This is a genomic window from Pseudomonas sp. TE9122 (assembly GCF_056278925.1).
This window is the reverse complement of the sequence record NZ_JBWBQI010000001.1, coordinates 4,332,721-4,359,678: the sequence shown is the minus strand read 5'-3', so window position 1 is coordinate 4,359,678 and position 26,958 is coordinate 4,332,721. Positions and strand designations below refer to the sequence as shown.

At 59.6% G+C, this 26,958-nt stretch carries 22 protein-coding genes; 15 read left to right on the top strand and 7 right to left on the bottom strand.

What is annotated here, in order from left to right; translation table 11 throughout:
- Positions 1 to 20: 20 nt before the first annotated feature.
- From ACZ9BE_RS19560 to ACZ9BE_RS19535, 6 genes are all read left to right on the top strand, one after another.
- Complete coding sequence (locus ACZ9BE_RS19560; protein WP_476249835.1) at positions 21 to 1,703, top strand: fatty acid--CoA ligase; 1,683 nt, start codon at positions 21 to 23, stop codon at positions 1,701 to 1,703.
- A 337-nt stretch (positions 1,704 to 2,040) separates the two neighbouring features.
- Positions 2,041 to 3,930, top strand: a complete 1,890-nt coding sequence (locus ACZ9BE_RS19555; RefSeq protein ID WP_056790239.1) for a DUF1302 domain-containing protein — start codon at positions 2,041 to 2,043, stop codon at positions 3,928 to 3,930.
- A gap of 27 nt (positions 3,931 to 3,957) precedes the next feature.
- Positions 3,958 to 5,322, top strand: coding sequence for a DUF1329 domain-containing protein (locus tag ACZ9BE_RS19550; RefSeq protein ID WP_024014265.1), 1,365 nt, complete (start codon positions 3,958 to 3,960; stop codon positions 5,320 to 5,322).
- Between the two features lie 253 nt (positions 5,323 to 5,575).
- Positions 5,576 to 8,311 (top strand): winged helix-turn-helix domain-containing protein, encoded by a 2,736-nt coding sequence (locus tag ACZ9BE_RS19545; RefSeq protein ID WP_095181671.1) that lies wholly within the window; start codon positions 5,576 to 5,578, stop codon positions 8,309 to 8,311.
- Positions 8,312 to 8,371: 60 nt separating this feature from the next.
- Complete coding sequence (locus tag ACZ9BE_RS19540; RefSeq protein ID WP_024014263.1) at positions 8,372 to 9,016, top strand: MBL fold metallo-hydrolase; 645 nt, start codon at positions 8,372 to 8,374, stop codon at positions 9,014 to 9,016.
- A gap of 120 nt (positions 9,017 to 9,136) precedes the next feature.
- Entirely contained in the window at positions 9,137 to 9,871 is a 735-nt protein-coding gene (locus ACZ9BE_RS19535; protein WP_041479972.1) for a YiaD family glycine zipper/OmpA-like lipoprotein, read from the top strand.
- Between the two features lie 255 nt (positions 9,872 to 10,126).
- On the opposite strand, the gene ACZ9BE_RS19530 is transcribed toward ACZ9BE_RS19535, so the two are convergent.
- Positions 10,127 to 10,561 carry a Z-ring associated ZapG family protein gene (locus tag ACZ9BE_RS19530; RefSeq protein ID WP_016773251.1) on the bottom strand — a complete coding sequence of 145 codons (435 nt, stop codon included), beginning with the start codon at positions 10,559 to 10,561 and terminating at the stop codon, positions 10,127 to 10,129.
- A gap of 144 nt (positions 10,562 to 10,705) precedes the next feature.
- On the opposite strand from ACZ9BE_RS19530, the gene ACZ9BE_RS19525 reads away from it, so the two are divergent.
- From ACZ9BE_RS19525 to zapE, 3 genes are all read left to right on the top strand, one after another.
- The gene (locus ACZ9BE_RS19525) at positions 10,706 to 11,335 is read left to right on the top strand and encodes an alpha/beta hydrolase (RefSeq protein ID WP_160768466.1); all 630 of its coding nucleotides are present in this window, start codon (positions 10,706 to 10,708) and stop codon (positions 11,333 to 11,335) included.
- A gap of 24 nt (positions 11,336 to 11,359) precedes the next feature.
- Complete coding sequence (locus tag ACZ9BE_RS19520; protein ID WP_150638824.1) at positions 11,360 to 12,715, top strand: tryptophan--tRNA ligase; 1,356 nt, start codon at positions 11,360 to 11,362, stop codon at positions 12,713 to 12,715.
- 90 nt (positions 12,716 to 12,805) lie between these two features.
- A complete protein-coding gene (gene zapE, locus ACZ9BE_RS19515) occupies positions 12,806 to 13,900 on the top strand; it encodes a cell division protein ZapE (protein WP_016773254.1) in 1,095 nt (364 codons plus the stop codon).
- Positions 13,901 to 13,944: 44 nt separating this feature from the next.
- Here the strand turns inward: zapE and ACZ9BE_RS19510 are convergent, their stop codons facing one another.
- The 5 genes from ACZ9BE_RS19510 to ACZ9BE_RS19490 form a co-directional block, all read right to left on the bottom strand.
- The gene (locus ACZ9BE_RS19510) at positions 13,945 to 14,931 is read right to left on the bottom strand and encodes an asparaginase (protein ID WP_476249834.1); all 987 of its coding nucleotides are present in this window, start codon (positions 14,929 to 14,931) and stop codon (positions 13,945 to 13,947) included.
- A gap of 69 nt (positions 14,932 to 15,000) precedes the next feature.
- Positions 15,001 to 16,206: a hypothetical protein gene (locus ACZ9BE_RS19505; protein WP_476249833.1), complete on the bottom strand. Its 1,206-nt coding sequence runs from the start codon at positions 16,204 to 16,206 to the stop codon at positions 15,001 to 15,003.
- A 14-nt stretch (positions 16,207 to 16,220) separates the two neighbouring features.
- A complete protein-coding gene (locus ACZ9BE_RS19500) occupies positions 16,221 to 17,108 on the bottom strand; it encodes a nitrilase family protein (protein WP_038860996.1) in 888 nt (295 codons plus the stop codon).
- A gap of 176 nt (positions 17,109 to 17,284) precedes the next feature.
- On the bottom strand, positions 17,285 to 19,234 hold the full coding sequence (locus ACZ9BE_RS19495) for a flavin monoamine oxidase family protein (RefSeq protein ID WP_476249832.1): 1,950 nt from the start codon (positions 19,232 to 19,234) through the stop codon (positions 17,285 to 17,287).
- Between the two features lie 183 nt (positions 19,235 to 19,417).
- Complete coding sequence (locus ACZ9BE_RS19490) at positions 19,418 to 20,314, bottom strand: GlxA family transcriptional regulator (RefSeq protein ID WP_163012735.1); 897 nt, start codon at positions 20,312 to 20,314, stop codon at positions 19,418 to 19,420.
- 250 nt (positions 20,315 to 20,564) lie between these two features.
- Here ACZ9BE_RS19490 and ACZ9BE_RS19485 point away from each other — a divergent pair, with 250 nt between their 5' ends.
- Positions 20,565 to 21,701 (top strand): acyl-CoA dehydrogenase family protein, encoded by a 1,137-nt coding sequence (locus ACZ9BE_RS19485; RefSeq protein ID WP_476249831.1) that lies wholly within the window; start codon positions 20,565 to 20,567, stop codon positions 21,699 to 21,701.
- 156 nt (positions 21,702 to 21,857) lie between these two features.
- Here ACZ9BE_RS19485 and ACZ9BE_RS19480 read toward each other — a convergent pair whose 3' ends face one another.
- A complete protein-coding gene (locus ACZ9BE_RS19480; protein ID WP_056790225.1) occupies positions 21,858 to 22,898 on the bottom strand; it encodes an NADP(H)-dependent aldo-keto reductase in 1,041 nt (346 codons plus the stop codon).
- 244 nt (positions 22,899 to 23,142) lie between these two features.
- On the opposite strand from ACZ9BE_RS19480, the gene rplM reads away from it, so the two are divergent.
- From rplM to ACZ9BE_RS19455, 5 genes are all read left to right on the top strand, one after another.
- Positions 23,143 to 23,571 carry a 50S ribosomal protein L13 gene (rplM, locus tag ACZ9BE_RS19475; protein ID WP_003228062.1) on the top strand — a complete coding sequence of 143 codons (429 nt, stop codon included), beginning with the start codon at positions 23,143 to 23,145 and terminating at the stop codon, positions 23,569 to 23,571.
- A 14-nt stretch (positions 23,572 to 23,585) separates the two neighbouring features.
- Complete coding sequence (rpsI, locus tag ACZ9BE_RS19470; RefSeq protein WP_003228056.1) at positions 23,586 to 23,978, top strand: 30S ribosomal protein S9; 393 nt, start codon at positions 23,586 to 23,588, stop codon at positions 23,976 to 23,978.
- 273 nt (positions 23,979 to 24,251) lie between these two features.
- The gene (gene petA / locus ACZ9BE_RS19465) at positions 24,252 to 24,845 is read left to right on the top strand and encodes a ubiquinol-cytochrome c reductase iron-sulfur subunit (RefSeq protein ID WP_041479967.1); all 594 of its coding nucleotides are present in this window, start codon (positions 24,252 to 24,254) and stop codon (positions 24,843 to 24,845) included.
- Positions 24,845 to 26,056 (top strand): cytochrome b, encoded by a 1,212-nt coding sequence (locus ACZ9BE_RS19460; protein ID WP_150741841.1) that lies wholly within the window; start codon positions 24,845 to 24,847, stop codon positions 26,054 to 26,056. Before petA ends, ACZ9BE_RS19460 begins: the two co-directional genes overlap by 1 nt.
- The gene (locus ACZ9BE_RS19455) at positions 26,056 to 26,838 is read left to right on the top strand and encodes a cytochrome c1 (RefSeq protein WP_122747823.1); all 783 of its coding nucleotides are present in this window, start codon (positions 26,056 to 26,058) and stop codon (positions 26,836 to 26,838) included. Before ACZ9BE_RS19460 ends, ACZ9BE_RS19455 begins: the two co-directional genes overlap by 1 nt.
- Positions 26,839 to 26,958: the final 120 nt, after the last annotated feature.

The following is a 26,958-nucleotide window of genomic DNA, read 5'->3' as shown; positions in this document are numbered from 1 at the left end:
CAGTCAGAAAAGGGATTCTTATGTTGCAGACTCGGGTCATTCCGCCGGCCGATGGGGCCTACCAGTATCCATTGCTGATCAAACGGCTGCTGATGTCCGGCGCCCGTTACGAGAAAACCCGCGAAATCATCTACCGCGACCAGTTGCGCTACAGCTATCCGACCCTGATCGAGCGGGTTGCGCGGCTGGCCAACGTGCTGACGGCTGCCGGCGTCAAGGCCGGTGACACCGTGGCGGTGATGGACTGGGACAGCCACCGTTACCTGGAATGCATGTTCGCCATTCCGATGATCGGCGCGGTGATCCACACCATCAACGTGCGCCTGTCGCCGGAGCAGATCCTCTACACCATGAACCACGCAGAGGACCGCTTCGTGCTGGTCAACAGCGAGTTCGTCGGGCTGTATCAGGCCATCGCGCCGCAGCTGACCACGGTGGAGAAAACCCTGCTGCTGACCGATCTCCCGGAGAAAACTGCAGAGCTGCCGAACCTCGTCGGCGAATACGAGCAACTGCTGGCCGCTGCGAGTGCGCAATACGATTTCCAGGACTTCGACGAAAACTCGGTCGCCACCACGTTCTACACCACCGGCACCACGGGCAATCCGAAAGGCGTGTATTTCACCCATCGGCAACTGGTGCTGCACACCATGGGCGTGGCGACGATCATGGGTTCGATCGACAGCGTACGCCTGCTCGGCACCAACGATGTGTACATGCCGATCACGCCGATGTTCCATGTCCACGCCTGGGGTTTGCCGTACGTGGCGACCATGCTCGGGCTCAAGCAGGTTTATCCGGGGCGCTACGATCCGGAGTATCTGGTGGAGTTGTGGCGCAAGGAGAAGGTCACCTTTTCCCATTGCGTGCCGACCATCCTGCAGATGCTGCTCAACGCCAAAGCCGCGCAGGGTGCCGACTTCGGCGGCTGGAAGATCGTCATCGGCGGCAGCGCACTCAATCGCAGTCTTTATGAAAACGCCAAGGCCCGTGGCATTCAGCTGACAGCCGCTTACGGCATGTCGGAAACCGGGCCGCTGGTGTCCTGCGCGCACCTCAACGACGAACTGATGGCCGGCAGCGAAGACGAGCGCACCACTTACCGGATCAAGGCCGGTGTACCGGGGCCGTTGGTCGAAGCGGCGATTGTCGACGGCGACGGCAACTTCCTTCCGGCCGACGGTGAAACCCAAGGCGAACTGGTGCTGCGCGCGCCGTGGCTGACCGAAGGCTATTTCAATGAACCGCAGAAGGGCGCCGAGCTCTGGGCCGGTGGCTGGTTGCACACCGGTGACGTCGCCACGCTCGACAGCATGGGCGTGATTGATATTCGTGATCGCATCAAGGACGTGATCAAGACCGGCGGCGAGTGGATCTCCTCCCTTGACCTCGAAGACCTCATCAGCCGGCATGCGGCGGTACGCGAAGTAGCAGTGGTGGGCATCGCCGATCCGCAGTGGGGCGAGCGCCCGTTTGCCTTGCTGGTGGTCCGCGAAGGGCAGGTGATCGGCGCACGGGAACTGAAGGAACACCTCAAGCCGTTCGTCGAGCTGGGACACTTGAGCAAATGGGCGATCCCCAGTCAGATCGCCCTTGTTACCGAAATTCCCAAGACCAGCGTCGGCAAGCTCGACAAGAAGCGCATCCGCCTCGACATTACCGAGTGGCAGGCCAACAACAGCACCTTCCTTTCGACACTTTGAGTGTCTGCTGGCGCGCCGAAACCGGCGCGCCAGACCCACCAAGCAAGCGCTTGGCTTGTGAAATCGAAAAAATCAGCCATCCTTGCCCTGCCGACGTGTGTCGGACTGGCGAAAGGACTGTTCCAGAGTGGTTGGCGGCTGCAAATCACACTTTAGAGGGATCAAGCACTACCACCCGCTGGATATAGTCCGCTCAAGGACTTTTTAGAAACGGAGCACACGCACTGATCGGGGCGAGCAACTCTGGAGCGATTTCGGGCAGCCCTGGCGCCCGGTCCTCCACAGCGTTTTTAAAAGTACTCACTGCCATAACAATAATGCACATGGAGTAGCGTCGATGACCTCAGTAAACCAGTTCTGGCGCCGGGCGAAACTGCCTCTGGCGGTCAGTCTTGCCTCCTCGCTCGCCGGGCCTGCATTCGGCGTCAGTTTCAACGTCGGTGAAATCGAAGGCCAGTTCGACTCGTCCCTGTCGATCGGCGCCAGTTGGTCTACTCAGAGCCCGAACAAGAACCTTATCGGCGTCAACAACGGCGGCCGTGGCCTGTCGCAGACTTCCGATGACGGGCACGCCAACTTCAAGAGCGGCGAAACCTTTTCGAAGATCTTCAAGGGCATCCATGACCTTGAATTGAAATACGGCGACACCGGCGTGTTCGTCCGTGGCAAATACTGGTACGACTTCGAACTGAAGGACGAGAGCCGCGAATTCAAGGACATCAGCGACAGCAACCGCAAAGAGGGCGCCAAGTCCTCCGGCGGGCAGATCCTCGACGCCTTCGTCTACCACAACTACGCGATTGCCGATCAGCCGGGCTCCGTGCGTCTGGGCAAGCAGGTAGTGAGCTGGGGTGAAAGTACCTTCATCGGCGGTGGCATCAACTCGATCAACCCGATCGACGTCTCCGCGTTCCGTCGTCCGGGCGCCGAGATCAAGGAAGGCCTGATTCCGGTCAACATGTTCTATGTGTCGCAGAGCCTCACCGATAACCTCTCGGCCGAAGCGTTCTACCAACTGGAATGGGACCAGACCGTCGTCGACAACTGCGGCACCTTCTTCTCCCAGCCGGACATCGTTGCTGACGGTTGCGACAGCAATCTGCGCGTACTGAACAAGCGTTCGCAGATTCCGGCGATCGCTTTGGGGCCGTTGGCCGCCAACGGTGTGAACGTCGACCAAGAAGGCGTGCTGGTGCGCCGTGGGCCGGACCGTGACGCGCGCGACAGCGGTCAGTGGGGCGCGTCCCTCAAATACATGTTCGAGCCACTCGACACCGAGTTCGGCGCCTACTTCATGAACTACCACAGCCGTGCGCCGATCTTCAGTGCAACCGGCGCACCCCAGTCGGTCTACAACACTGCCGCCGCGCTGCCGGGGCCGTTCGCCGCACTCGCACCGCTGCTGGTCGCGGGCAATTCGAATTACTTCATCGAATACCCGGAAGACATTCGCCTCTACGGTCTGAGCTTCTCCACCACTCTGCCTACCGGTACGGCGTGGAGCGGTGAGATCAGCTACCGTCCGAACGCGCCGGTGCAACTGAACTCCACCGACATCCTGTTTGCCGGCGTGCGTCCACTGGGCGGCGCGCTGACCAACGCTTCGCTGCTGACCGGCGTGCCGGGTCAGGATCTGCATGGCTATGAGCGCAAGGAAATCACCCAGATCCAGACGACGTTCACGCACTTCTTCGATCAGGTCATGGGCGCCAGCCGTCTGACCCTCGTCGGTGAAGTCGGTGCAACCTACGTCGGTGGCCTGGAAAGCCGTTCCGACAAGCGCTATGGCCGCGACCCGGTCTACGGTCCGGGTGAGTTGCCGGCTACTGGCACAGTCGATACCTGCGCCAACATCCTCAACAACAGCACCATCAACGGCGCAGGTCCCGGTTCGCCGCAGAACAACCGCAGCCGCAATTGCGAAAACGACGGCTTCACCACGTCGATGTCGTGGGGCTACCGTGGTCGGGCGATCTGGGAATACAACGACGTGTTCGCTGGCGTGAACCTGAAGCCGAACGTGGCCTGGTCCCACGACGTGAGCGGTTACTCGCCAGGCCCTGGCGGCAACTTCGAGGAAGGTCGCAAAGCGGTCAGCCTGGGCGTCGACGCCGAATACCAGAACACCTACACCGCGAGCCTGGCTTACACCAATTTCTTCGACGGCAAGTACACCACCGTGGATGACCGCGACTTCGTGGCGCTCAGCTTCGGCGTGAACTTCTAAGCACTGCATTTCAGGACGAACGAATTTATGAAAATAACAAAGAGTCTGTTCCACGCCGGTGTTCTGGGCCTGTCGCTGCTGGCGACCAGTGTCATGGCGGCGGTGCCTGCTGCCGAAGCGGATAAACTGGGCAAGAGCCTGACGCCGATGGGCGCGGAAATGGCCGGTAATGCCGACGGTTCGATCCCGGCCTGGAAACCGCTGCCGAAAAATGCCGGCAGCGTCGACAGCAAGGGCTTCCTGTCCAACCCTTACGCCAGTGAGCAGCCGCTGTTCACCATCACCGCCAAGGATGTCGACAAGTACAAGGACAAGCTTGCGCCGGGCCAGTACGCGATGTTCAAGCGCTACCCGGAAACCTTCAAGATGCCGGTCTATCCGTCCCATCGCGGCGCCACCGTGCCGGATGACGTGTTCGCCGCGATCAAGAAGAACGCCACCAGCACCAACCTGGTGTCCGGCGGCAACGGTCTGGAAAACTTCGATACCGCCGTGCCGTTCCCGATCCCGAAAACCGGTGTGGAAGTGATCTGGAACCACATCACCCGCTATCGCGGCGGCAGCGTGACCCGTCTGGTGACCCAGGCCACGCCGCAACCGAACGGCTCGTACAGCCTGGTGTACTTCCAGGATCAGTTCGTGTTCCGCGACAAGATGAAGGACTACGATCCGGCGAACCCGGGCAACATCCTGTTCTACTTCAAGCAGAAAGTGACCGCGCCGGCGCGTCTGGCCGGTGGCGTACTGCTGGTGCACGAGACGCTCGACCAGGTCAAAGAGCCGCGTTCGGCGTGGGTCTACAACGCCGGGCAACGTCGTGTGCGCCGTGCACCGCAAGTGTCGTATGACGGCCCGGGTACTGCCGCCGACGGCCTGCGTACCTCGGACAACCTCGACATGTACAACGGCGCGCCGGATCGTTACGACTGGAAGCTCGAAGGTAAGAAAGAGATGTACATCGCCTCCGACAGCTACAAGCTCGACGATCCGAAACTGAAGTACTCGGACATCATCAAGGCCGGTCACATCAACCAGGACCTGGCTCGCTACGAGCTGCGCCGCGTCTGGCACGTGGTCGCGACCCTGAAGGAAGGCCAGCGCCATATCTATGCCAAGCGTGACTTCTACATCGACGAGGACACCTGGCAGGCAGCGGTCATCGACCACTATGACGGTCGTGGCCAACTGTGGCGTGTAGCCGAGGCACATGCCGAGAACTACTACGACAAGCAAGTGCCGTGGTACGCCCTCGAAACCCTCTACGACCTGCAGTCCGGCCGCTATCTGGCACTGGGCATGAAGAACGAAGAGAAGCAGGCGTATGACTTCGGCTTCACCGCTACCACCAGCGACTTCACCCCGGCCGCTCTGCGTCAGGATGGTGTTCGCTAAACCTGCGTAAACCCGAGGCCGCATCCTCGTGAAAACGCCCCGACCGGTTCGGGGCGTTTTTTTGCGTGCGGTTTCACGCCGCAGCTCCTACACGGATTCATCGTGGTCGCGATTGGTCGGTGATGCCGGATTTTGGCGGCGCTGTGTAGGCTTTTTGTAGCCATTTGTAGCAGCGACCTTCATTACCTCTTCGTTTAAGGCTAGGCTGCGGACATCTGCAACGCCGCCAATCGCCTTCGAACAAGAGCCGGCCATGACTGATCTGTCCCCACTTCCGGGTCCCGCAAGCATCACCGTCGCAGCACTGGACGGGCGTTTTTTCCGCCCGCCGCTGCCTGATGGCTATGTCTTGCGGCCGCGCCTTTGCCAGCGTCTGCAGGCCGGGCTCGGAGGTCGGTTGCTGCTGGTCAGCGCCCCGGCCGGGTTCGGCAAAAGCTCGCTGGCGGTGGAGTTCTGTCAGAGCCTGCCGGCGCACTGGCAAAGTCTCTGGCTGGGCTTGAGTCCACGTGACAGCGATCCCGGACGCTTTCTTGAGCGCTTGCTCGAAGGTCTGCAGGACTACTTTCCGGCCTTGGGCGCTGGCGCTCTTGGTCTGCTGAAAATGCGTCAGCGTCATCAGCCATTCGCTTTTGAAGAATGGCTCGACGGTCTGCTTGATGAGCTGGCGCTGCATCTCGATCCTGCTGCACCGCTGCTGCTGGTGCTCGACGACTACCACCTCGCCCAAGGGCCGGTGCTGGATCGTTGCCTGCAATTTTTCCTCAATCATCTGCCCGATGGCTTGCTGGTGATGGTCACCAGCCGTCAGCGCCCGGACTGGCATCTAGCGCGTCTGCGCCTGTCGCGGCAGTTGCTCGAGCTGCACGAACAGGATTTGCGCCTGACCCACGACGAGGCCCTGACCTTGCTCGATCGCCACAGCAGCTCACTGCGCGGCGAAGCACTGGAAAGCCTGATCCAGCGCAGCGAAGGCTGGGTCGCCGGCCTGCGCTTCTGGCTGCTGGCGGTGGCCGAGGCGGGCAACGATGCCGCGCTGCCGCAAGCACTGAACGGCGGCGAAGGGCTGATTCGCGACTATCTGCTCGAAGAAGTCATCGATTGCCTGCCAGCCGAAGTGCAATCGTTTCTCTACGAAACCGCTCCGCAGGAACGCTTTTGCAGCGAGCTGTGCGACGCGGTCCGCGAAGCCCATGACAGCGCCGAGATCCTGCGCTTTCTGCTCGCCCATCAGGTGTTTCTGGTGCCGCTGGACGAGCACGGTCACTGGTACCGCTATCACCATTTGTTTTCTGACTTGTTGCGCAGCCGGCCAATCGCCCAGGCGATGGTGCCCAACGCTACCCTGCATTTGCGCGCCTGCCGCTGGTTCAATGCGCAAGGCCTGCTCGACGAAGCGGTGGAGCAGGCGTTGCGTGCCGGGCATCTCGACGTCGCGGCGAATCTGGTACAGAACCTGTCCGAAGAACAGCTGCTCGCCGAGCAGAACGTCGGCATGCTGCTGCGCTGGAAAATGGACTTGCCCGACAGCCTGCTGATCAGCACGCCACGGCTGATCGTGCTCTACAGCTGGGCGCTGGGGCTGGCCTGTCAGCTCGACGCCGCTGAAGAGCTGGCCAGCCATTTGAGCCGCTTTCTGCCAGCACCTTCAGCCACTGCGCAGAAATCCATGCTGGCGCAATGGCTGGCGCTGAGCGGGATCATCGCTCGCGGACGCGGCCATCGCGAACTGACTCTGCGCTATTGCAGTGAAGCGCTGGAGAGCCTGCCGGCCAAGCGTTATGGCCAGCGGCTGATGTGCCTGTCGACCTTGTCCAATCTGGCGATCGCCGACGGCGATCTGTGGCGCGCCCGTGGGCTGAACCGTGAATCCCTCGAGCTGGCGCAACGGGTCGGCAATCCATTATTCGAAGCACTGGCGCATTACGACAGGGCGCGGGTTCTGCAATCGCGGGGCGAGATTCTGCGTGCGCTGGATGAAGTGCATCAGGGCCTGGAGCGGCTGCGCGGTCTGTCGCCGCAACGCCTGTACGCCGTGCGCGCGCGGCTGACGTTGTATGAAGGTTTCCTGCTGGCGATGCGTTTGCAGCCGCAGGCTGCACGCGTACGCCTACTCGCCGGCATCGGCGAAGCGCGGGCCTGTCGCGACATCAGCGTGCTGATCGGCCACTGCGTGATTGCCCGCCTCGACGGCGCCAGCGGCGAGTTCGCCAAGGCCTTCGCCGAACTCGCCGAAGCCGAACGCCTGATGCACATCTGGGACGTGCCGCCGATCTACTATCTGGCGATGATCACCCTGGTCAAATGCGAGCTGTGGCTGGCCCAGGGCCGGATTGATCTCGCCGAGGCGTGGCTTGCACGCCTGGGCCAGACCTACACCGGCGAACACGCTGCGGCGCCACCGGAATTCCATCCGCAACTGCCACTGCATGTGGAACTGCAACAGGCGCTGCTCGATGTGATTCAGGGGCAACCGATGCTCGCCGAAGGGCGGCTGAACGTGTTGCATGAAAACGGCCAGCGGACCGGGCGGCAGTTGCTGAGCGTGATGGCGTTGACGCAGAAGGTGGCGCTGTTGCTGTCCAGTGGACGCGAGCCCGATGCGCGCAAGGTGTTGAGTCAGGCGCTGGAAGCTGCGGCCGGCGGCGTATTCCAGCCCTTCGATGCGCTGCTGAAAAGTCATGCCGACTGGATGCGCGGGCAATTGCAGGCGCTTTCCTGCCACGCCGTCAGCCAGCAATTGCTCACACAGTTCCCAACAGCCGCGCCGCGACCGAGCGTAGAAAGCTCAACTACCGAACAACTCAGCAGCCGGGAATTGGCCGTGCTGCGCCTGATCGCCCAAGGCTGTTCCAATCAGGAAATCAGCGAGCAGTTGTTCATTTCCCTGCACACCGTGAAAACCCATGCCAGCCATATCAACAGCAAGCTCGGGGTTGAGCGGCGTACGCAGGCGGTGGCGCGGGCGAAGGCGTTGGGGTTATTGCTCTAGCGACGGTAAAATTCGCCATCGGCCGTTGCCAACGGCGTTGACCCTGTCCAGGATTTTTCCATGACCACGCCCAGCCCTGCGCTTATCCGCGAAACCTTCCCCGTCGGCCCGCTCCAGTGCAACTGCACGATCATCGGCGACCCGATCACAAAAAAAGCCATCGTCGTCGATCCCGGCGGCAACCCGGACCTGATCATGGCGCGCCTCGATGCCCATGGCCTGAAAGTCGTCAGCATCATCCACACCCACGCGCATCTCGATCACTTTCTCGCTTCCGGGCAGATGAAGGAGAAAACCGGCGCGACCCTGCATCTGCACAAGGAGGATCAATTCCTCTGGGACAACCTTGAAATGCAATGCCAGATGTTCGGCGTGCCTTACACCCCGGTGCCGTCGCCGGATCGCTGGTTGAGCGATGACGAAGAACTAGCCTGCGGTTGCGGTGTGGCACTGCACACGCCGGGACATACACCCGGGTCCATGAGCTTTTGGTTTTCCGAGGCTAAGCTGTTGATAGCCGGCGACACGCTGTTTCGTCGCGGGGTAGGGCGTACGGATTTGTGGGGTGGCGATCAGGCGACCATCGTGCGTTCGATCAAACAGCGGCTGTATACGCTGGACGAGGACGCAACGGTTGTCACCGGGCACGGTCCGGACACGCGTCTGGGTGATGAGATGCGTGAGAACCCGTTTGTGCGTGCCTGAATTTTTTGTCACGGGCAGCGGGCGGAATTTTTAGGCATTGTCATGATCCAACGCCCGCGCAGGTCCATTGATTGATCAGTGGCCGCTGCACCACAGAATGCAGAAAACCAGGAGCTCTCCATGTTCACCACGCGTCGTTTGATTATTGTCGCTACTGCCGTGGCCGTGCTGTCCGGCTGCGCCTCGCCTAATCCGTATGACAATCAGGGTCAGGCCGACGGTGGCTCGCAAGGCATGAGCAAAACCGCCAAATACGGTGGCCTCGGCGCGCTGGCCGGCGCACTCGCCGGTGCCGCCATCGGTCACGACAACCGTGGCAAGGGCGCCTTGATCGGCGCTGCTGTCGTCGGTGCCTCCGCTGCCGGCTACGGCTACTACGCCGACCAGCAGGAAAAGAAACTGCGCGCGAGCATGGCCAATACTGGCGTTGAAGTGCAGCGGCAGGGCGATCAGATCAAGCTGATCATGCCGGGCAACATCACCTTCGCCACCGATTCGGCGAACATTGCCCCGAGTTTCTACCAGCCGTTGAACAACCTGGCCAACTCGCTGAAGGAGTTCAACCAGAACCAGATCGAAATCGTCGGTTACACCGACAGCACCGGCAGCCGCCAGCACAACATGGACCTGTCCCAGCGTCGTGCGCAGAGCGTGGCGACCTACCTGACCTCGCAAGGTGTCAGCGGTGCCAACCTGTCGGCCCGTGGCGCCGGCCCGGATAACCCGATTGCCAGCAACGGCGACGTCAACGGCCGCGCGCAGAACCGCCGCGTTGAAGTCAACCTGAAGGCGATTCCGGGCCAGCAGTATGGTGGTCAGCAGCAACAGCCGGGTACGGTGCAGCAGTATCCATAAGCGATTGCCTGAATGAAGAAATGCCCGGTCCTGTGATCGGGCATTTTTTTGTCTGGGCAGTGCCGGCCTCTTCGCGGGCAAGCCCGCTCCCACCGGTATTGGCGGTGGCCACAAAGTCTGTGTTCCACACCTGACCCCTGTGGGAGCGGGCTTGCCCGCGAAGAGGCCAGCGTTGTGACCGCAAAATCAGCCGATACAAAAAAGCCCCCGGACAACAGCAATGTCCGGGGGCTTTTTGTTCGCAGCGAAGACTGCTTACTTCTTCAAACCATAATGTTCATCGAGCATGCCAGGGGAATTTGGCGATTTCGGTGCATAGTCACGCGGTGGTTCCTGATCGCGCGGTGGCGTCAGGCGTTCACGTGGTGCCTGCGCTGCGTCGGCGTGCAGGGCGGCGATCAGGCGCTGGCGGGTCTGCTCGTCCAGGGCCAGACGATTGGCGCCCTCGGCGAGATGATCCTGCACTTCCTGATAGCTCTGGGTCAGCTTCTTGACCAGCATCGCGGTGCTGTTGAAGTGCGTGACCACTTCGTTCTGATAACTGTCGAAACGCTCCTGGATATCATCCAGTTGACGCTGCGTGCGGCTCGGTGCGGCGTTCGGCGCAACGCGCGCGATCAGGAATCCAATGGCGACACCCACAACCAGGGCAAGAGTCGGTAACAACCAAACTAAGAGCGAGTGTTCCACGAGTCCTTCCTCTATAAACGGCTTTGCTTTACGTTAACGGCTCGAACCTGCGCTGTATACCGCGATTCACTCGCAATAGATTGGCACAGACAATTTGCTAGACGAGTCGACCCGATTCGAGGTCACGGAGTTCCTCCCTTGCTGATGCGTGAAACCCCTGTAGTGATTGACGGCCCTGTCGGCCAAATTGAGGCTTTGTATCTGGATAACGAGCAGCCGCGCGGCATCGCGCTGATCTGCCATCCGAATCCGGTGCAGGGCGGCACCATGCTCAACAAGGTCGTCTCGACCCTGCAGCGCACCGCGCGCGATGCAGGCCTGATCACCTTGCGTTTCAACTATCGCGGCGTCGGCGCCAGCCAGGGTACGCATGACATGGGCACCGGTGAAGTCGACGACGCCCAGGCCGCCGCCACATGGCTGCGGGAAAAACACCCGGATCTGCCGCTGACCCTGTTCGGTTTCTCCTTCGGCGGATTTGTTGCAGCAAGTCTCGGCGGCCGTCTCGAAGCCCAGGGCGTGCAGCTTGAGCACCTGTTCATGGTTGCCCCGGCGGTGATGCGTCTGGGCGAGCAGGATCAACTGCCGCAGCACGGCGGGTTGACCGTGATCCAGCCGGAAACCGATGAAGTCATCGATCCGCAACTGGTCTACCAGTGGTCGGAACAACTCCAGCGCCCCCATGAGCTGCTGAAAGTGGCAGAATGCGGACACTTTTTTCACGGCAAGCTGACCGATCTCAAGGATCTGCTGCTGCCGCGTCTCTCGAATTGATTGCAGTCTGACAAGCGATTACCCATGACCAACCGTACCCGCATTCTCACCGGCATCACCACCACTGGCACGCCGCACCTGGGCAACTACGCTGGGGCCATTCGCCCGGCAATCCTCGCCAGCCGCGACAGCCAGGCCGATTCGTTCTATTTCCTGGCCGACTACCACGCCCTGATCAAATGCGATGACCCGCTGCGCATCCAGCGCTCGCGTCTGGAAATCGCCGCGACCTGGCTGGCCGGTGGCCTCGATGTCGACCGCGTGACGTTCTACCGCCAGTCCGACATCCCGGAAATCCCCGAGCTGACCTGGCTGCTGACTTGCGTCGCTGCCAAGGGCCTGCTCAACCGCGCGCACGCCTACAAGGCCTCGGTGGACAAGAACGTTGAGACGGGTGAAGACCCGGATGCCGGCATCACCATGGGCCTCTACAGCTATCCGGTGCTGATGGCGGCGGACATCCTGATGTTCAACGCGCACAAGGTGCCGGTCGGTCGCGATCAGATTCAGCACGTGGAAATGGCCCGCGATATCGGTCAGCGTTTCAACCATCTGTTCGGCCAGGGCAAAGAGTTCTTCACCATGCCCGAAGCGCTGATCGAAGAAAGTGTGGCGACCTTGCCAGGCCTCGACGGTCGCAAGATGTCGAAGAGCTACGACAACACCATTCCGCTGTTCAGCAGCGCGAAAGAAATGAAGGACGCGATCTCGCGGATCGTCACCGACTCCAAGGCCCCGGGCGAAGCGAAAGATCCGGACAACTCGCACCTGTTCACTCTGTTCCAGGCCTTCGCCACTCCGGCGCAGGCTGACGAGTTCCGCAGCGAACTGCTCGGTGGTTTGGGCTGGGGTGAGGCGAAGAATCGCCTGTTCCAGTTGCTCGACAATGAGCTGGGCGAGGCGCGCGAGAAGTATCACCAGTTGATCGAGCGTCCTGCGGATCTGGAAGACATTCTGCAGATTGGTGCGAAGAAGGCCCGCGCCGTGGCCACGCCGTTCCTCAATGAATTGCGTGAAGCCGTTGGCCTGCGTTCTTTCGTCAATCAGGTTCAGGTCGCCGCGACCACCAAGAAGAAAGCCGCGAAAGCCGCACGTTTCGTCAGCTTCCGCGAGGACGACGGCAGCTTCCGTTTCCGTCTGCTGGCGGCCGATGGCGAGCAATTGCTGTTGTCGCGCAACTTCGCCGACGGCAAGACTGCCGGCCAGGTGACCAAACAGTTGCAGTCCGGCGAGTCGCTGGATGTGCGTACTGATGACCTGAGCTTCAGCGTCTGGCTGGCCGGTGAGTGCGTGGGCGACAGCCCGGCGTTTGCCAGCATCGGTGCGCGGGACGCCGCCATCGAGGCGTTGCGCGTCGCACTGACTCCAGCTCAAGACTGATCGGCGGCACGACCCGACTAAGGGCCGATTGCCATTCCCACAGGCCGTCGCTACAGTGACGGCCCGTTTTTGTTGCCTTGCTAACGAATTATGACGCCCCTAGAACGATATCAAGCTGATCTGAAACGCCCGGACTTCTTCCATGACGCCGCGCAGGAAACTGCTGTGCGTCACTTGCAGCGTCTGTACGACGACTTGATCGCCGCCGACCAGAACAAGCCGGGCTTGCTCGGCAAGCTGTTTGGCAAAAAGGATCAGGCACCGGTCAAGGGCCTGTATTTCTGGGGCGGCGTCGGTCGCGGCAAGACTTACCTGGTCGACACCTTCTTCGAAGCGCTGCCGTTCAAGGAAAAGACCCGCACGCACTTCCACCGCTTCATGAAGCGTGTGCACGAAGAAATGAAGACCCTGGGCGGCGAGAAGAACCCGCTGACCATCATCGCCAAGCGCTTCGCGGCCGAGTCGCGGGTGATCTGCTTCGATGAATTCTTTGTCTCCGACATCACCGACGCGATGATCCTCGGCACGCTGATGGAAGAGTTGTTCAAGAACGGCGTGACCCTGGTCGCGACGTCGAACATCGTGCCGGACGGCCTGTACAAGGATGGCCTGCAGCGCGCGCGCTTCCTCCCGGCCATCGCGTTGATCAAGCAGAACACCGAGATCGTCAACGTCGACAGCGGTGTTGACTATCGTCTGCGTCACCTCGAGCAAGCCGAGCTGTTCCACTATCCGCTCGACGAAGCCGCCCACGAAAGCCTGCGCAAGAGCTTCAAGGCACTGACGCCGGAGTGCACGGCAGCGGTGGAAAACGATGTGCTGATCATCGAGAACCGCGAAATCCGCGCTCTGCGCACCTGCGACGACGTGGCCTGGTTCGACTTCCGCGAACTGTGCGACGGCCCGCGCAGCCAGAACGACTACATCGAACTGGGCAAGATCTTCCACGCCGTGCTGCTTAGCGGCGTCGAGCAGATGAGCGTCACCACCGACGACATCGCCCGGCGCTTCATCAACATGGTCGACGAGTTCTACGATCGCAACGTCAAACTGATCATTTCTGCTGAAGTCGAGTTGAAGGATCTGTACACCGGCGGACGCCTGACCTTCGAGTTTCAGCGCACGCTGAGCCGACTGCTGGAGATGCAATCCCACGAGTTTCTGTCGCGGGCGCACAAGCCTTAAGCGGAGTCTCGGCAAAAAAAAGGCCTGCGATTGCAGGCCTTTTTTTATGGGGCCAGTTCAGCGAGGCAGGTTGCCAACGTTGATTGCAGTTGGCAGCCAACCAGAAGCCAGAGCAGAATTCTTGCTTTGCGCGGGCATAGGAACCCAGCCATCACGGCACCTTTACGCGTCATATCGATTTCACTGCCGACGAAGCCATAGGTCACTTGCGCCGTCGCGCCACAACCGGTGCGGGTGGCGATGATCACCGGAATATGTCGGGCAATGCCTTCGATGACGTTGGCCCAGTCCGCTGAAACATGGCCGGCACCGAAGCCAGCGATCACTAGGCCGGCGTAACCTAGCTCCACAACCTTCTCTAGCAGCAGACTGTCTGCACCGAGCGAAGCTTCCAGCAAAGCAATATTCTGGCGGGTGTCTCGGGGCATCGGCAAAACATGGCGCGCAACCGGCGCATGGAAGTAGCGCGGAGCGCCTTCCACTATCAAGCCAGCAGGGCCGGTCAAGGGCGAGGCGAAGGCGTGCATGGCCATTGAATCGACTTTGCGCACGCTACTGGCGCGGTGAATCTCGCCGTTGATAACCACCTGTGCTCCGCGCCCATGACTGCATGCCGCCAACGCAACGCGACCAGCATCCAGCAGGTTTGCCGGGCCATCAGCCCCCGCTTGCATGGCAGAGCGCATGGCGCCAGTCAGCACCAATGGCTCGTCGTGCGCCCACAGGTAATCGAAGAAAGTGGCGGATTCCTCCAGAGTGTCCGTGCCCTGGATGATGATGACTGCGGCCACGCCTTGGCTGATCTGCGCGTTGGCCCAGTTCAATACGTCCAAGAGGTATTCGAAATCCAGCGAAGCGCTGGGTAACAGACCGAAAGTCTCGACGGTTGCTCGTGCGAGCATATTCAACTCCGGCACGGTGTTCAGCAACGCTTCGCCGGACACCGCCGGAACGACGCCTTGGCCGTTTTGCGTCGATTGCATGCTGACAGTGCCGCCGAGCGCGGCAATGGCCAGTTTTGGCAGTTCCATGTGATACCTCGCGAAGAAAGACCGACTGTACCGGGGACTATCCAGATGCCAGCCGGGGCAGGGGAAAGATCAGTGGCTGGCCAGCCATCCGACGATTGGCAGGATCAATAGCGTACTGAGAGCCATCGACAACACGTTACCGATAAAGCCATGCATGAAGCCTGGCAGCCGCTGCGCGAGGGCGCAGGCCAGTGGCGGGGCGATCAGGGCGCCGAGCAGCGCACTGGAGATGATCACTTGCCAAGCGCCGCCGAAGGTAAGGATCGCAGCCGGAACAACGGACACCAGCGGCACATAAGTCGGATACCAACCGCGCTCCATCCACTGCCTGCGCCAGATCACCACGCCCAGTGCCGAGGTCAGCGCCTGACCGACCAGCAATTGCGGCAGCAGACCAGTGCCGTAGACCGGGCTCATCGGGTTGAGTGTAAATGCGAGCAACGCACCGACAATCAGTCCCAGGCTCGCCCATTCATTGCCGAAGAAAGGTGCCTCGGAGAAATCCGCCAAGACCCGGCGCATGCTCCATACCACGCCATAACCCGGCGCCTTGCCGGACACGGTCATGCTGACTTCCTCGGCAGCCGGCTCGGGCTCCGCTGGTCTCACCAGGCTTGGCACGTAGCGACAAAGCACGAAGGCGCCGATGCTGGCGATGGCCATGCCCGAAACATTGCCAATCACCACGGGCAGACCGAGTGGGTTGCATACGTAATTGACCATCAGCTGACACAGAGGTGTCACGAACAGGGCGCCCATGATGGCTCCGTTGATCGCGACCTTCCAGCCTGCACCGAACATCAATACCATTGCGGCAGGCAACGACACGAATGCCGCGAAGGTGGGCTGCCAACTGGTCGCGGTGACGGTCCAGCCCCACAGCAAATTGCTCAGCACCAGACCCAGTAGTGAGCTTGTCACCAGCCACGGCCAGAGCCCGCTGCCGTAACAGATCGTGAAGCCTTGCCAGGCTTTTCCCGTTCGATTAGCCCAATAGCCCAGATATGCACCGGCCAGAAGGCCAATCGAGGCAAACTCGTGTTTATAAAACGCCACCTCGCTGATATCTCCAAGCACCCAACGCAGCCAGGCAGCAGCGTCGGGAAAACTCGAAACCATATGGCTGTAGTCCGGCCAGCGCGCCGACCACAACGAATGATGGGTGAGCGATAGCCAGCCAATCAAAACCGTCGCACCCAGAATCAGGCCGATAATGGTGCTGTCCATCGCGGTTCTGGCCACGATTGTTTTGCGTTGCTTTGCGTGAATGTCCATAGCCCGGCCTCCGGTTAACGCGGCAGGCACGGATGCTGGGTGTAACCGAGCATTCGATCGTAGACATCACAGCGCCGATCACGGTGCAAATCGTTCAGGTCGTTCCAGATTGGCGCACTGCGCGAGCTGGTCAGGTCGATATCGGCGTAGAGGATTTCCTGCTGGTCGGCGGACGCCACGCGGCCAATCGGCCAGCCGTTAGTGCCAGCAATCAAAGAGCATCCAAGGTAACGAGCGCCACGCTCTTCGCCGATTCGGCTGGCCGCCGCAATGAACACATTGTTGACGTGCGCCGCGGTCATGGTCAGGTACGAAGCCATGCACTTGCCGGCGTCATCGAACAAGGGCGGTGGTGTCCAGACCCAGTTGTTCAGGCTGCAGATAATGTCCGCGCCCTGCTGGCTGAGGATTCTCGGGACCTCGGGAAACCAGATGTCCCAGCAGATCAGCAGACCGATACGACCGATCGGCGTTTCGAACACCGGGAAACCGCTATCGCCTGCGGTGAACCAGAGCTTCTCCAGATTCCACAGGTGCGCCTTGCGGTATTTGCCGATGAAACCGTCAGGTCCCAACAACACGGCTGTGTTGTACAACCGTGCCCCTTCGCGCTCGGTCAGCCCTGCTACCAGATACACCTGATGCTGGCGGGCAAAATCCTCCCATCGGCTCACGCTCGGCCCATCCGGAACCGATTCGGCGTGATCGAACGCATCCTGTCGAGTGCGAAAGAAATAACCGGTGTTTGTCAGCTCGGGCAAAACGATGAGGTTGGCACCGCCATTGACCGCCTGCAGTGCCAACTCCAGGCTATTACTCAGATTCGCTGCACGATTTTGCGTACCGACCTGCGGATCACATTGCACAACCGCAACACGAACAGGGCTTGTTGACTCACTCATTTTTCATGATCCCTTATTGTTGTTTTCACGCCATCGGGTGGCGGGGAACATAAGAGTCGAGTCAGCACTGGAAGGTAAGTCGGCGCTTTCCGGTTAAGTTGTAGTACGCCTCCTAGGACGATTAAACACATATCGACGATGCACGTTCAGGACGCTGAATTGCGTGACTGAAAACTTCATGGTCCGGCCTGGTAGTGTGGATAGTCGGTTATCTGGAAGCCGCCATTGAACTGCGCCGAGGTTTTTTCGCAAATATGAATCACCGCATCGATGGCACCGCGAAAGCAGGGCTCGGTCCAGCCGGCATCCACTGAAAACGACTCGCCAGAAAGATACAGCCCGGAAACACTGGAATAGTCGCGGTTGTATTTCATCAGGCTTACAGCGTCGTAGTAGGCGCCGGGGCGGTAAAGTTTGGCGCACCCCAGTGAGTTCTTATCGGTGATCCAGCGCTGTACGACGGCCTGATTCAGGCCAATGAAAGGCGAGATGCGCTGCCCGATATTGCTGCAGTTCATCAGGATTCGATCAAGTTCTTCGGCACATTTGGCGACCAGCTCCTTGTCGCTGAAACAGCAGAGTTTGGTAGCGTCATCTTCCCAGGTGTAACTGAGAAGAATGCAGTCGTAGCTGTAGTGATCGTTATAGCGGTAGGTATAAACATCGTGGATAAAACTGTCCGTGACGATCGCTTGGGGGATGGCGGTATTGCCGGACAGGAAGGATTTCTTCAGCGGCGCGAACACTTTGCAGCTGGTTTCCCAATGTGCAGTCTTGTACGCATTGATCGTTTCGAACGGCAGCATTTGTGCCGTGAAGTTTTCAAGCCTGATTCGTGTTTCGATCAACCACGAAGGCAGCGTCATGATCACGGAGTCATAATCGCTGAAATGTTCCTGGGCCTGATGGGGGCGACTTTGCTTCCAGTTGTAGTAGACACGGGTTTTACCGCTGTCGAGCTTTTTCAGCCGAGTGACGGCGCTATCAGTCAGCAAACCTTCGCGGTATTGCAGGCTGTGTTCGTGGAAAGACTTCGCTGTTTCATCAGGTTTGATGAACATAAGGCTTTCACTCAGCGCCGCGAGACCGAGGTAGCGCGGGCCTTCGAACTGCAGCCCGGTTGAATCGAAAACCGCATTGCTGCGGATATGCGGTGAGTCAGGCAGAGGATCGCCTTTTTCATCTACCCGACCCAGCACCAGTTGCAAGTGACTGCTGAACCCGAATATGGCAGTGCGCAGCGGGTACAGTGCACAGACATCATAAAATGCGCCCCAGCTGCCGTCACCGATGCCGATGGCATAAAAAATGGCCGATTCCTCTGGCGACATTCCCATCCCGCCAAAATCGCCCGGCGCGTCTTTTTCCCAGCGTTGCAGCACCGGCATGCTCACCAGATCACGGAAGGAAATGGCGTGATACCTGGCGACAATAGCTGCCCACACGGACTCCCATTCCTCGCTCGCATAACTGTCGCAAACGTGCCGGGTCATGCGGTCGGCGAACGCTCTCCATTTTGCATACACCGCTTGCAGCTTCTCGCCGGGAGGACGGGTCTGACCGTCGGCGTTTTTCCAGATAAGCATTTGCGGCGTAGCCTGCTCTGACAGGCTGCCCTCGCGCAGATAGATGCCGGTTGATTTGACCCATTGGCTGCCGGGATTGGCAAAGTCTGAAAGGGCCAGGTCGAATATCGTCGCGTAGTAGGCCATCAGCGAACGACCTTCCTTCGGCGATTCTCCTTCGCGATTGAACAAAGGCATACGCATCGCACCCATTTCGAACGGGGTATGGCTGGCCTTGGATTGAGGACTGCCGGGAACGGTCAGGTGCCTGCCGCCGATTCGCGAGGACTGTTCGATCAGCGTGATCTGGGTGAAGCCGCAGCGCAGCAATTCTCTCGCTGCCGTCAGGCCTGTGATGCCTGCGCCGATGATGCAGATTCGATGGCTCGAATCAGTCGCTCGGGCGATTCCGCCTGGCTGCTCCAGTAACGCGCGGTAGTCAAAACACAGGTCCGGCGGATTGGGGAAACGGGCTTTCCAGTTGTTCTGTGGCGAACGTTTTTTGCGTTTTTCAAGGCCAGGAGCCCGTGAGGGATAGTTGTAGCTGGAGCCGATGGTCACTGTTGATCTTCCCTGATGCGATGTGCTTGGGAAGTAGTCTGGTCGGCGCAGGCACGTCCGAACAGTCGTAAAACACAGCCAGACGCTGTTCTGTTTTCGTTCATTTGTGTCGGACGAATCACAACTTACAAGTCGGTCCCCGTGGAAGGACTACACCCACAGGGACGTCAGTCTGGCGGAAGTTTACGCAGCCTGCTGAAACTGTTGCCGATACTGGTTAGGCGACAGTTCGGTGTGCTGGCGGAACAATCGCGCAAAAAAGCTCGCATCGTCGTAACCGACCTCATAACTGATGGTCTTGATGCTCTTGCGCGTGCCCGAAAGCAAGCCCTTGGCCGTCTCGATGCGCAGGCGTTGCAAGTAGTGCAGCGGTTTGTCGCCGGTGGCGGTCTGGAAGCGGCGCATGAAGTTGCGGATGCTCATGCCGTGCTCGCGGGCGACGTCTTCGAAGCGGAATTTGTCGGCGAAATGTTCTTCGAGCCATTGCTGGATCTGCAGGATGATCACGTCCTGATGCAGCTTCTGCCCACCAAAACCGATACGTCCCGGCGAATAGCTGCGCTGCACTTCGTAGAGAATGTCGCGGGCCACGGCTTGCGCCACGTTCGCGCCGCAGAAGCGTTCGATCAGATAGATATAGAGATCGCAGGCCGAGGTAGTACCGCCGGCGCAGTAGAGATTGTCGGCGTCGGTCAGGTGCTTGTCCTGATTCAGATAGACCTTGGGGAAACGCTCGGCGAAGGCATTGAAGAAGCGCCAGTAGGTGGTCGCTTCCTTGCCGTTGAGCAGCCCGGCTTCGGCGAGCCAGAACACCCCGGTGGCTTCGCCACACAACACCGCGCCGCGCGCATGCTGTTCGCGCAGCCACGGCAGGATTTGCGGGTAACGGCCGCACAGGGTATCGAAGTCGTCCCAGAACGCCGGGAGGATGATCACATCGGCGTTTTCCAGGCCACCGTCGACCGGCATGACCACGTCGCTGAAGCTTTTTACCGGTTTGCCATCCGGGCTGACCAGGCGCGTTTCAAACGCCGGTGTCAGGCCGTGGCCCAGTTGTTTGCCGTAACGCAGGCTGGCCACATGGAAAAAATCCTTGGCTTGCATGAGGGTGTAAGCGAAAACCCGGTCGATGGCCAGGATGCTGACGCGCCGCAAGGGCGGGGAGACGTGCTTAGACATAATTCAACTTTTGTTTTGTTTTTATAAGGGAAAGTGGTCACCAGACGGCTGGATCGTCTTATTTTTTGTCGGATGTGTCCAGTGTCCCGTAGCGGGAGTCGGGCTTAGTCTCTGAGAGCCGAATCCCTCCAACAACAAAGAAAGGTGCCGCATGATCCCCAGAACCCTGTTCAGCTCCGAGCACGAATTGTTCCGCGACAGCGTGCGAACTTTCCTCGAAAAAGAGGCCGTGCCGTATCACGCGCAGTGGGAGAAGCAGGGGCACATCGATCGCGCACTGTGGAACAAGGCGGGGGAGGCGGGGATGCTTTGTTCGCATCTGCCGGAGGAGTACGGCGGGCTGGGCGCGGATTTCCTCTACAGCACCGTGGTTATTGAGGAAGTCGGGCGCCTGGGACTCACCGGCATCGGCTTTTCCCTGCACTCGGATATCGTCGCGCCGTACATCCTGCATTACGGCAGCGAAGCGCTGAAGCACAAGTACCTGCCGAAACTGGTCTCGGGCGAAATGGTCACGGCGATTGCCATGACCGAGCCAGGGGCGGGTTCCGACCTGCAAGGGGTGAAAACCACGGCGGTGCTCGACGGTGACGAATATGTGATCAACGGCTCGAAAACCTTTATCACCAACGGCTTTCTGGCTGATCTGGTCATCGTGGTGGCCAAGACCGACCCGAAGGCCGGGGCCAAGGGCACCAGCCTGTTCCTGGTGGAGGCGAATACGCCGGGCTTCGAGAAGGGCAAGCGCTTGGAGAAGGTCGGCATGAAGGCGCAGGACACCTCGGAACTGTTCTTCCAGGACATGCGCGTGCCGAAGGAGAACCTTCTCGGCCAGGCGGGGGCCGGGTTTGCCTATCTGATGCAGGAGTTACCGCAAGAGCGCCTGACCGTGGCGATTGGCGGCCTGGCCTCGGCTGAAGCGGCGTTGCAATGGACGCTGGATTACACCCGTGATCGCAAGGCGTTCGGCAAGTCGATTGCCGATTTCCAGAACACCCGCTTCAAACTGGCCGAGATGGCTACCGAGATCCAGATCGGCCGGGTTTTTGTCGACCGCTGCCTGGAGTTGCATCTGCAAGGCAAACTCGATGTGCCGACGGCGGCGATGGCCAAATATTGGGGCACCGACCTGCAATGCAAAGTGCTCGACGAATGCGTGCAACTGCATGGCGGCTACGGCTTCATGTGGGAATACCCGGTGGCCCGGGCGTGGGCGGATGCGCGGGTGCAGCGGATCTATGCAGGCACCAATGAAATCATGAAGGAGATTATTGCGCGGTCGCTTTGATGATCGTTCCCACGCTCTGCGTGGGAATGCCGCCGGGGACGCTCCGCGTTCCGCTGTTGAGGTAATCCGACTGGCCCCTTCGCGAGCAGGCTCGCTCCCGCAGGGGATCACGGTACCTGTGGGAGCGAGCCTGCTCGCGAAGCTTTTGGCGGTCAGTTACGGCGCGGGATTCGGATGATCCTTGTGAATCGCCTCGATCCCGGCCAGCACTTCATCGGACAGTTTCAGATCAAAACTGGCAATGTTGCTGTCCAGTTGCTCAAGCGTCGTTGCGCCAATGATGTTGCTGGTGACGAAGGGTTGCTGGGTCACGAAGGCCAGTGCCATTTGCGCCGGGTCCAGGCCGTGTTCACGGGCCAATGCAACGTAACGGCTGCACGCCGCTTCGGATTGCGGGTTGAAATAGCGGCTGAAGCGGCTGTAGAGGCTCAGGCGTCCTTTCGCTGGACGGGCGCCACCCTCGTACTTGCCGGAGAGGAAACCGAACGCCAGCGGCGAATAGGCGAGCAGGCCGCACTGTTCGCGGATGGCGATCTCGGCCAAGCCGACTTCGAAGCTGCGGTTGAGCAGGTTGTACGGGTTCTGGATCGACACTGCACGCGGCCAGCCACGAGCTTCGGCCAGAGCCAGAAAGCGCATGGTGCCCCACGGCGTCTCGTTGGACAGACCGATGTGGCGGATCTTGCCGGCCTTCACCTGTTCGTCGAGGGCTTCGAGGGTGTCTTCCAGTGGCGTCAGGTTGGCTTCGATCTTGTGCTTGTAGCCCAGCTGTCCGAAAAAGTTGGTGCTGCGTTCCGGCCAGTGCAGTTGATACAGATCGATGTAATCGGTCTGCAGGCGCTTGAGACTGCCGTCCAGCGCCTCGGTGATGTGCTGGCGGTTGTGGCGCAGGTTCTTGTCGCGGATGTAGTCGATGGTGTTGCCGGGGCCGGCGATCTTGCTGGCGAGGATCCAGTCGGCACGGTCACCGCGACTCTTGAAGTAATTGCCGATGTAGCGCTCGGTGGTGGCGTAGGTTTCGGCTTTGGGCGGCACCGGATACATTTCGGCAGTGTCGAGGAAATTGATCCCGGCTTCCTTGGCCCTTTCGATCTGGGCGAAGGCTTCAGCTTCAGTGTTTTGCTCGCCCCAGGTCATGGTGCCGAGGCAGATTGCACTCACGTTCAGATCGGTACGGCCTAGCTGGCGATAGTCCATCGGGTGCTCCTTGGGCAAAACAATCATAAAAGCAGGTTGAAAAATTTTTCGCAATCTGCATAATTGCCGACCTCTTTCTGCAGTGGAAGTGATGCGCCGCCGCCGAAGAATCTTGCCGTTGAACGGACGCGCCGACCCGAGCCCCCGAAAGCGTCTGTATCCGGCTGCCTTTGACTTGTCAAAGTACGCACTATTCAGTAAGATCCGCCGTCTTATTTACAGGCGGCCCCTGAGGCTATAAAGAATGAAAACTTTTACTGCTAAACCGGAAACAGTAAAGCGCGACTGGTTTGTCGTCGACGCTGCTGGTCAGACCCTGGGTCGTCTGGCCACCGAAATCGCGAGCCGTCTGCGTGGCAAGCACAAGCCTGAGTACACTCCTCACGTTGACACCGGCGACTACATCGTCGTCATCAACGCCGAGCAGATCCGTGTTACCGGCGCTAAAACCACTGACAAAATGTACTACTCCCACTCCGGTTTCCCGGGCGGCATCAAGTCGATCAACTTTGAAAAGCTGATCGCCAAAGCCCCTGAGCGCGTGATCGAGACCGCGGTTAAAGGCATGCTGCCTAAAAACCCACTGGGTCGCGACATGTACCGTAAGCTGAAAGTCTATGCGGGCGCTGCACACCCTCATACTGCTCAGCAGCCCCAAGAACTGAAGATTTAACGGAATAGTTCATTATGTCGGCGACTCAAAATTACGGCACTGGCCGTCGCAAGACCGCAACCGCACGCGTTTTCCTGCGTCCGGGTACTGGTAACATCTCCATCAACAACCGTTCGCTGGATAACTTCTTCGGCCGCGAAACTGCCCGCATGGTAGTTCGTCAGCCGCTGGAGCTGACCGAGACTGTCGAGAAGTTCGACATCTACGTCACCGTGATCGGCGGTGGTGTAAGTGGTCAGGCTGGCGCAATCCGCCACGGCATCACCCGCGCTCTGATGGACTACGACGAAACCCTGCGTAGCGCTCTGCGCAAAGCTGGCTTCGTTACCCGCGACGCCCGTGAAGTTGAACGTAAGAAAGTTGGTCTGCGTAAAGCGCGTAAGCGTCCGCAGTACTCGAAGCGTTAATTCCGCTTCCACGTTCAAAAAAGAACGCCCGCCTCCTCACGGAAGCGGGCGTTTTTTTATGCGTGCGATTTATCAAAGAATTGCGTTGTGACAACTTGCCACAGCCGTAGACCCCCTATACTCCAAGGCTTGAGGGGTTGAGCCCCGGGGAATTAACCTTGTCAGAATTGGGGGTTTTCATTACCATTCGGGCAAAATTTTTATAAGTAACATTTGATTTATTTAGTAGACGCCTGATTTAACAGGCCAAAAAAGCTGATGGGAGAGGACTGAATGAGCAATGACGGCGTGAATGCAGGCCGGCGTCGCTTCCTGGTGGCAGCCACATCCGTGGTGGGTGCTGCAGGAGCGGTGGGGGCTGCGGTCCCGTTCGTGGGGTCATGGTTTCCCAGTGCCAAGGCGAAAGCTGCCGGTGCACCGGTGAAAGTGAATGTCAGCAAAATCGAGCCAGGCCAGCAGATGATTGCTGAATGGCGCGGCCAGCCGGTGTTCATTGTCCGCCGTACCGAGGAAATCCTGGGGAATCTCAAGAAGATCGAGGGTCAGCTCTCCGATCCGACCTCCAAAAACTCCACGCAACCCACTTATGTCGACCCGGAAGTACGTTCGATCAAGCCGGAAATTCTCCTGCTGATCGGGATCTGTACGCACCTGGGTTGCTCACCGACCTTCCGTCCCGAAGTGGCACCTGCGGATCTGGGCAAGGACTGGGTAGGCGGCTATTTCTGCCCGTGCCACGGCTCCCACTACGATCTGGCTGGCCGCGTCTACAAGTCGCAACCTGCGCCTTTGAACCTGCCAGTTCCCCCGCATTCCTATGAGACCGATGAGCTGATTGTCATTGGCGTCGATACGGAGAAAGCGTGATGAGCAAGTTCATGGATTGGGTTGATGCGCGCTTTCCCGCGACCAAAATGTGGGAAGACCATCTCAGCAAATATTACGCACCAAAAAACTTCAACTTCTTCTATTTCTTCGGTTCGCTGGCGCTGCTGGTGCTGGTCAATCAGATCGTCACCGGTGTCTGGCTGACGATGAGCTACACGCCGTCCGCAGAAGAGGCGTTTGCTTCCGTCGAATACATCATGCGCGACGTCGAGTACGGTTCGATCCTGCGTCTGCTGCACTCGACCGGCGCTTCGGCGTTTTTCATCGTCGTCTATCTGCACATGTTCCGCGGCCTGCTCTACGGTTCGTACCAGAAACCGCGCGAGCTGGTCTGGGTGTTCGGCATGCTGATCTACCTGGCGCTGATGGCCGAAGCGTTCATGGGTTACCTGCTGCCGTGGGGCCAGATGTCGTACTGGGGCGCCCAGGTGATCATCTCGCTGTTCGGCGCGATTCCGCTGATCGGCGATGACCTGACCCAGTGGATTCGTGGTGACTACCTGATCTCCGGAATCACCCTGAACCGCTTCTTCGCCTTGCACGTTGTCGCGCTGCCGATCGTGATTCTCGGTCTGGTGGTGCTGCACATCCTGGCGCTGCACGAAGTGGGCTCGAACAACCCTGACGGCGTCGATATCAAGAAGCACAAAGACGAAAACGGCATCCCGCTGGACGGCATCGCCTTCCACCCGTACTACACGGTGAAGGACATTGTCGGCGTTGTGGTGTTCCTGTTTATCTTCTGCTTCATTGTGTTCTTCTTCCCGGAAATGGGCGGCTACTTCCTGGAAAAACCAAACTTCGAGCCGGCTAACCCGTTCAAGACGCCTGAGCACATTGCCCCGGTCTGGTACTTCACTCCGTTCTACGCAATCCTGCGTGCGGTACCGGACAAGCTCATGGGCGTTATCGCCATGGGTGCGGCGATTGCGGTGCTGTTCGTGCTGCCATGGCTGGATCGCAGCCCGGTGAGGTCGATGCGCTACAAGGGCTGGTTGAGCAAAATCTGGCTGGTGGTGTTCTGCATTTCTTTCGTGATTCTCGGCATCCTCGGCGTTCTTGCGCCGACGCCGGGGCGCACGTTGCTGTCGCAGGTCTGCACCTTCCTGTATTTCGCCTACTTCATTCTGATGCCGTTCTACACCCGGCTCGAGAAGACCAAACCGGTTCCGGAAAGGGTGACTGGCTGATGAAAAAGTTATTTCTTGCTCTGATTTTTGCTGCGCTGCCTTCCCTGTCCTTTGCTGCCGGGGGCCATGGTCCGGAACTGGAAAGTGTCGATATCGACGTCTCCGACAAAGCCGCCCTGCAGGATGGTGCACGGACCTTTGCCAACTATTGCATGGGGTGCCACAGCGCCAAGTTCCAGCGTTACGAGCGCGTTGCCGATGACCTCGGCATCCCGCACGAGTTGATGCTGGAGAAGCTGGTATTCACCGGTGCCAAGATTGGCGACCACATGAACATCGGCATGCAGCCGGCCGACGCCAAGACTTGGTTCGGCGCAGCGCCGCCGGACCTGACTCTGGTAGCGCGGGTACGCGGCACCGACTGGCTCTACGGTTACCTGAAGTCGTTCTACGAAGATCCGGCGCGTCCATGGGGCGTGAACAACAAGGTCTTCCCGAACGTCGGCATGCCTAACGTGCTGGTCGGCCTGCAAGGTCGGCAGGTCGTCGGCTGCAAGCAGGTGCAGATCGTGGAGGACGGCAAGAAGCAATACGATCCGCTGACCGGCACGCCGCTGACTCATGAAGCGTGTGATCAGTTGACCATCGTGCCGAAGTCCGGTGCTCTGAACGAAGAGCAGTTCGATGAGAAGGTCAAGAATCTGGTAACCTTCCTGGCTTACTCGGCTAACCCGGTTAAGCTGCAACATCAGCGCATCGGTACTTATGTCTTGCTGTACCTGGCGTTCTTCTTTGTGTTCGCCTACCTGCTCAAGCGTGAATACTGGAAAGACGTGCACTGATACGCTTCAAGCATTGCTGTTAATCGCGCGCGCCCAAGGGCGCCTCCGCTAAAGCAGGGTCTGCTCAGTCAGACCCTGCGGGAGGTGCTCTCTGGGCGCGCGCGTTTTTCCGGTTCCGAC

What these genes read in the sequence shown, in the direction of transcription:
- ACZ9BE_RS19505 (WP_476249833.1), bottom strand. Translation starts at nt 16,206, where the DNA reads ATGGACATTCACGCAAAGCAACGCAAAACAATCGTGGCCAGAACCGCG.
- ACZ9BE_RS19510 (WP_476249834.1), bottom strand. Translation starts at nt 14,931, where the DNA reads ATGGAACTGCCAAAACTGGCCATTGCCGCGCTCGGCGGCACTGTCAGC.
- ACZ9BE_RS19525 (WP_160768466.1), top strand. Translation starts at nt 10,706, where the DNA reads ATGCGTGAAACCCCTGTAGTGATTGACGGCCCTGTCGGCCAAATTGAG.
- ACZ9BE_RS19480 (WP_056790225.1), bottom strand. Translation starts at nt 22,898, where the DNA reads ATGGACTATCGCCAGCTAGGCCGTACCGATCTGAACGTGAGTGCAATC.
- ACZ9BE_RS19455 (WP_122747823.1), top strand. Translation starts at nt 26,056, where the DNA reads ATGAAAAAGTTATTTCTTGCTCTGATTTTTGCTGCGCTGCCTTCCCTG.
- zapE (WP_016773254.1), top strand. Translation starts at nt 12,806, where the DNA reads ATGACGCCCCTAGAACGATATCAAGCTGATCTGAAACGCCCGGACTTC.
- ACZ9BE_RS19545 (WP_095181671.1), top strand. Translation starts at nt 5,576, where the DNA reads ATGACTGATCTGTCCCCACTTCCGGGTCCCGCAAGCATCACCGTCGCA.
- rpsI (WP_003228056.1), top strand. Translation starts at nt 23,586, where the DNA reads ATGTCGGCGACTCAAAATTACGGCACTGGCCGTCGCAAGACCGCAACC.
- ACZ9BE_RS19560 (WP_476249835.1), top strand. Translation starts at nt 21, where the DNA reads ATGTTGCAGACTCGGGTCATTCCGCCGGCCGATGGGGCCTACCAGTAT.
- ACZ9BE_RS19540 (WP_024014263.1), top strand. Translation starts at nt 8,372, where the DNA reads ATGACCACGCCCAGCCCTGCGCTTATCCGCGAAACCTTCCCCGTCGGC.
- ACZ9BE_RS19500 (WP_038860996.1), bottom strand. Translation starts at nt 17,108, where the DNA reads ATGAGTGAGTCAACAAGCCCTGTTCGTGTTGCGGTTGTGCAATGTGAT.
- ACZ9BE_RS19520 (WP_150638824.1), top strand. Translation starts at nt 11,360, where the DNA reads ATGACCAACCGTACCCGCATTCTCACCGGCATCACCACCACTGGCACG.
- ACZ9BE_RS19485 (WP_476249831.1), top strand. Translation starts at nt 20,565, where the DNA reads ATGATCCCCAGAACCCTGTTCAGCTCCGAGCACGAATTGTTCCGCGAC.
- rplM (WP_003228062.1), top strand. Translation starts at nt 23,143, where the DNA reads ATGAAAACTTTTACTGCTAAACCGGAAACAGTAAAGCGCGACTGGTTT.
- ACZ9BE_RS19535 (WP_041479972.1), top strand. Translation starts at nt 9,137, where the DNA reads ATGTTCACCACGCGTCGTTTGATTATTGTCGCTACTGCCGTGGCCGTG.
- petA (WP_041479967.1), top strand. Translation starts at nt 24,252, where the DNA reads ATGAGCAATGACGGCGTGAATGCAGGCCGGCGTCGCTTCCTGGTGGCA.
- ACZ9BE_RS19555 (WP_056790239.1), top strand. Translation starts at nt 2,041, where the DNA reads ATGACCTCAGTAAACCAGTTCTGGCGCCGGGCGAAACTGCCTCTGGCG.
- ACZ9BE_RS19460 (WP_150741841.1), top strand. Translation starts at nt 24,845, where the DNA reads ATGAGCAAGTTCATGGATTGGGTTGATGCGCGCTTTCCCGCGACCAAA.
- ACZ9BE_RS19550 (WP_024014265.1), top strand. Translation starts at nt 3,958, where the DNA reads ATGAAAATAACAAAGAGTCTGTTCCACGCCGGTGTTCTGGGCCTGTCG.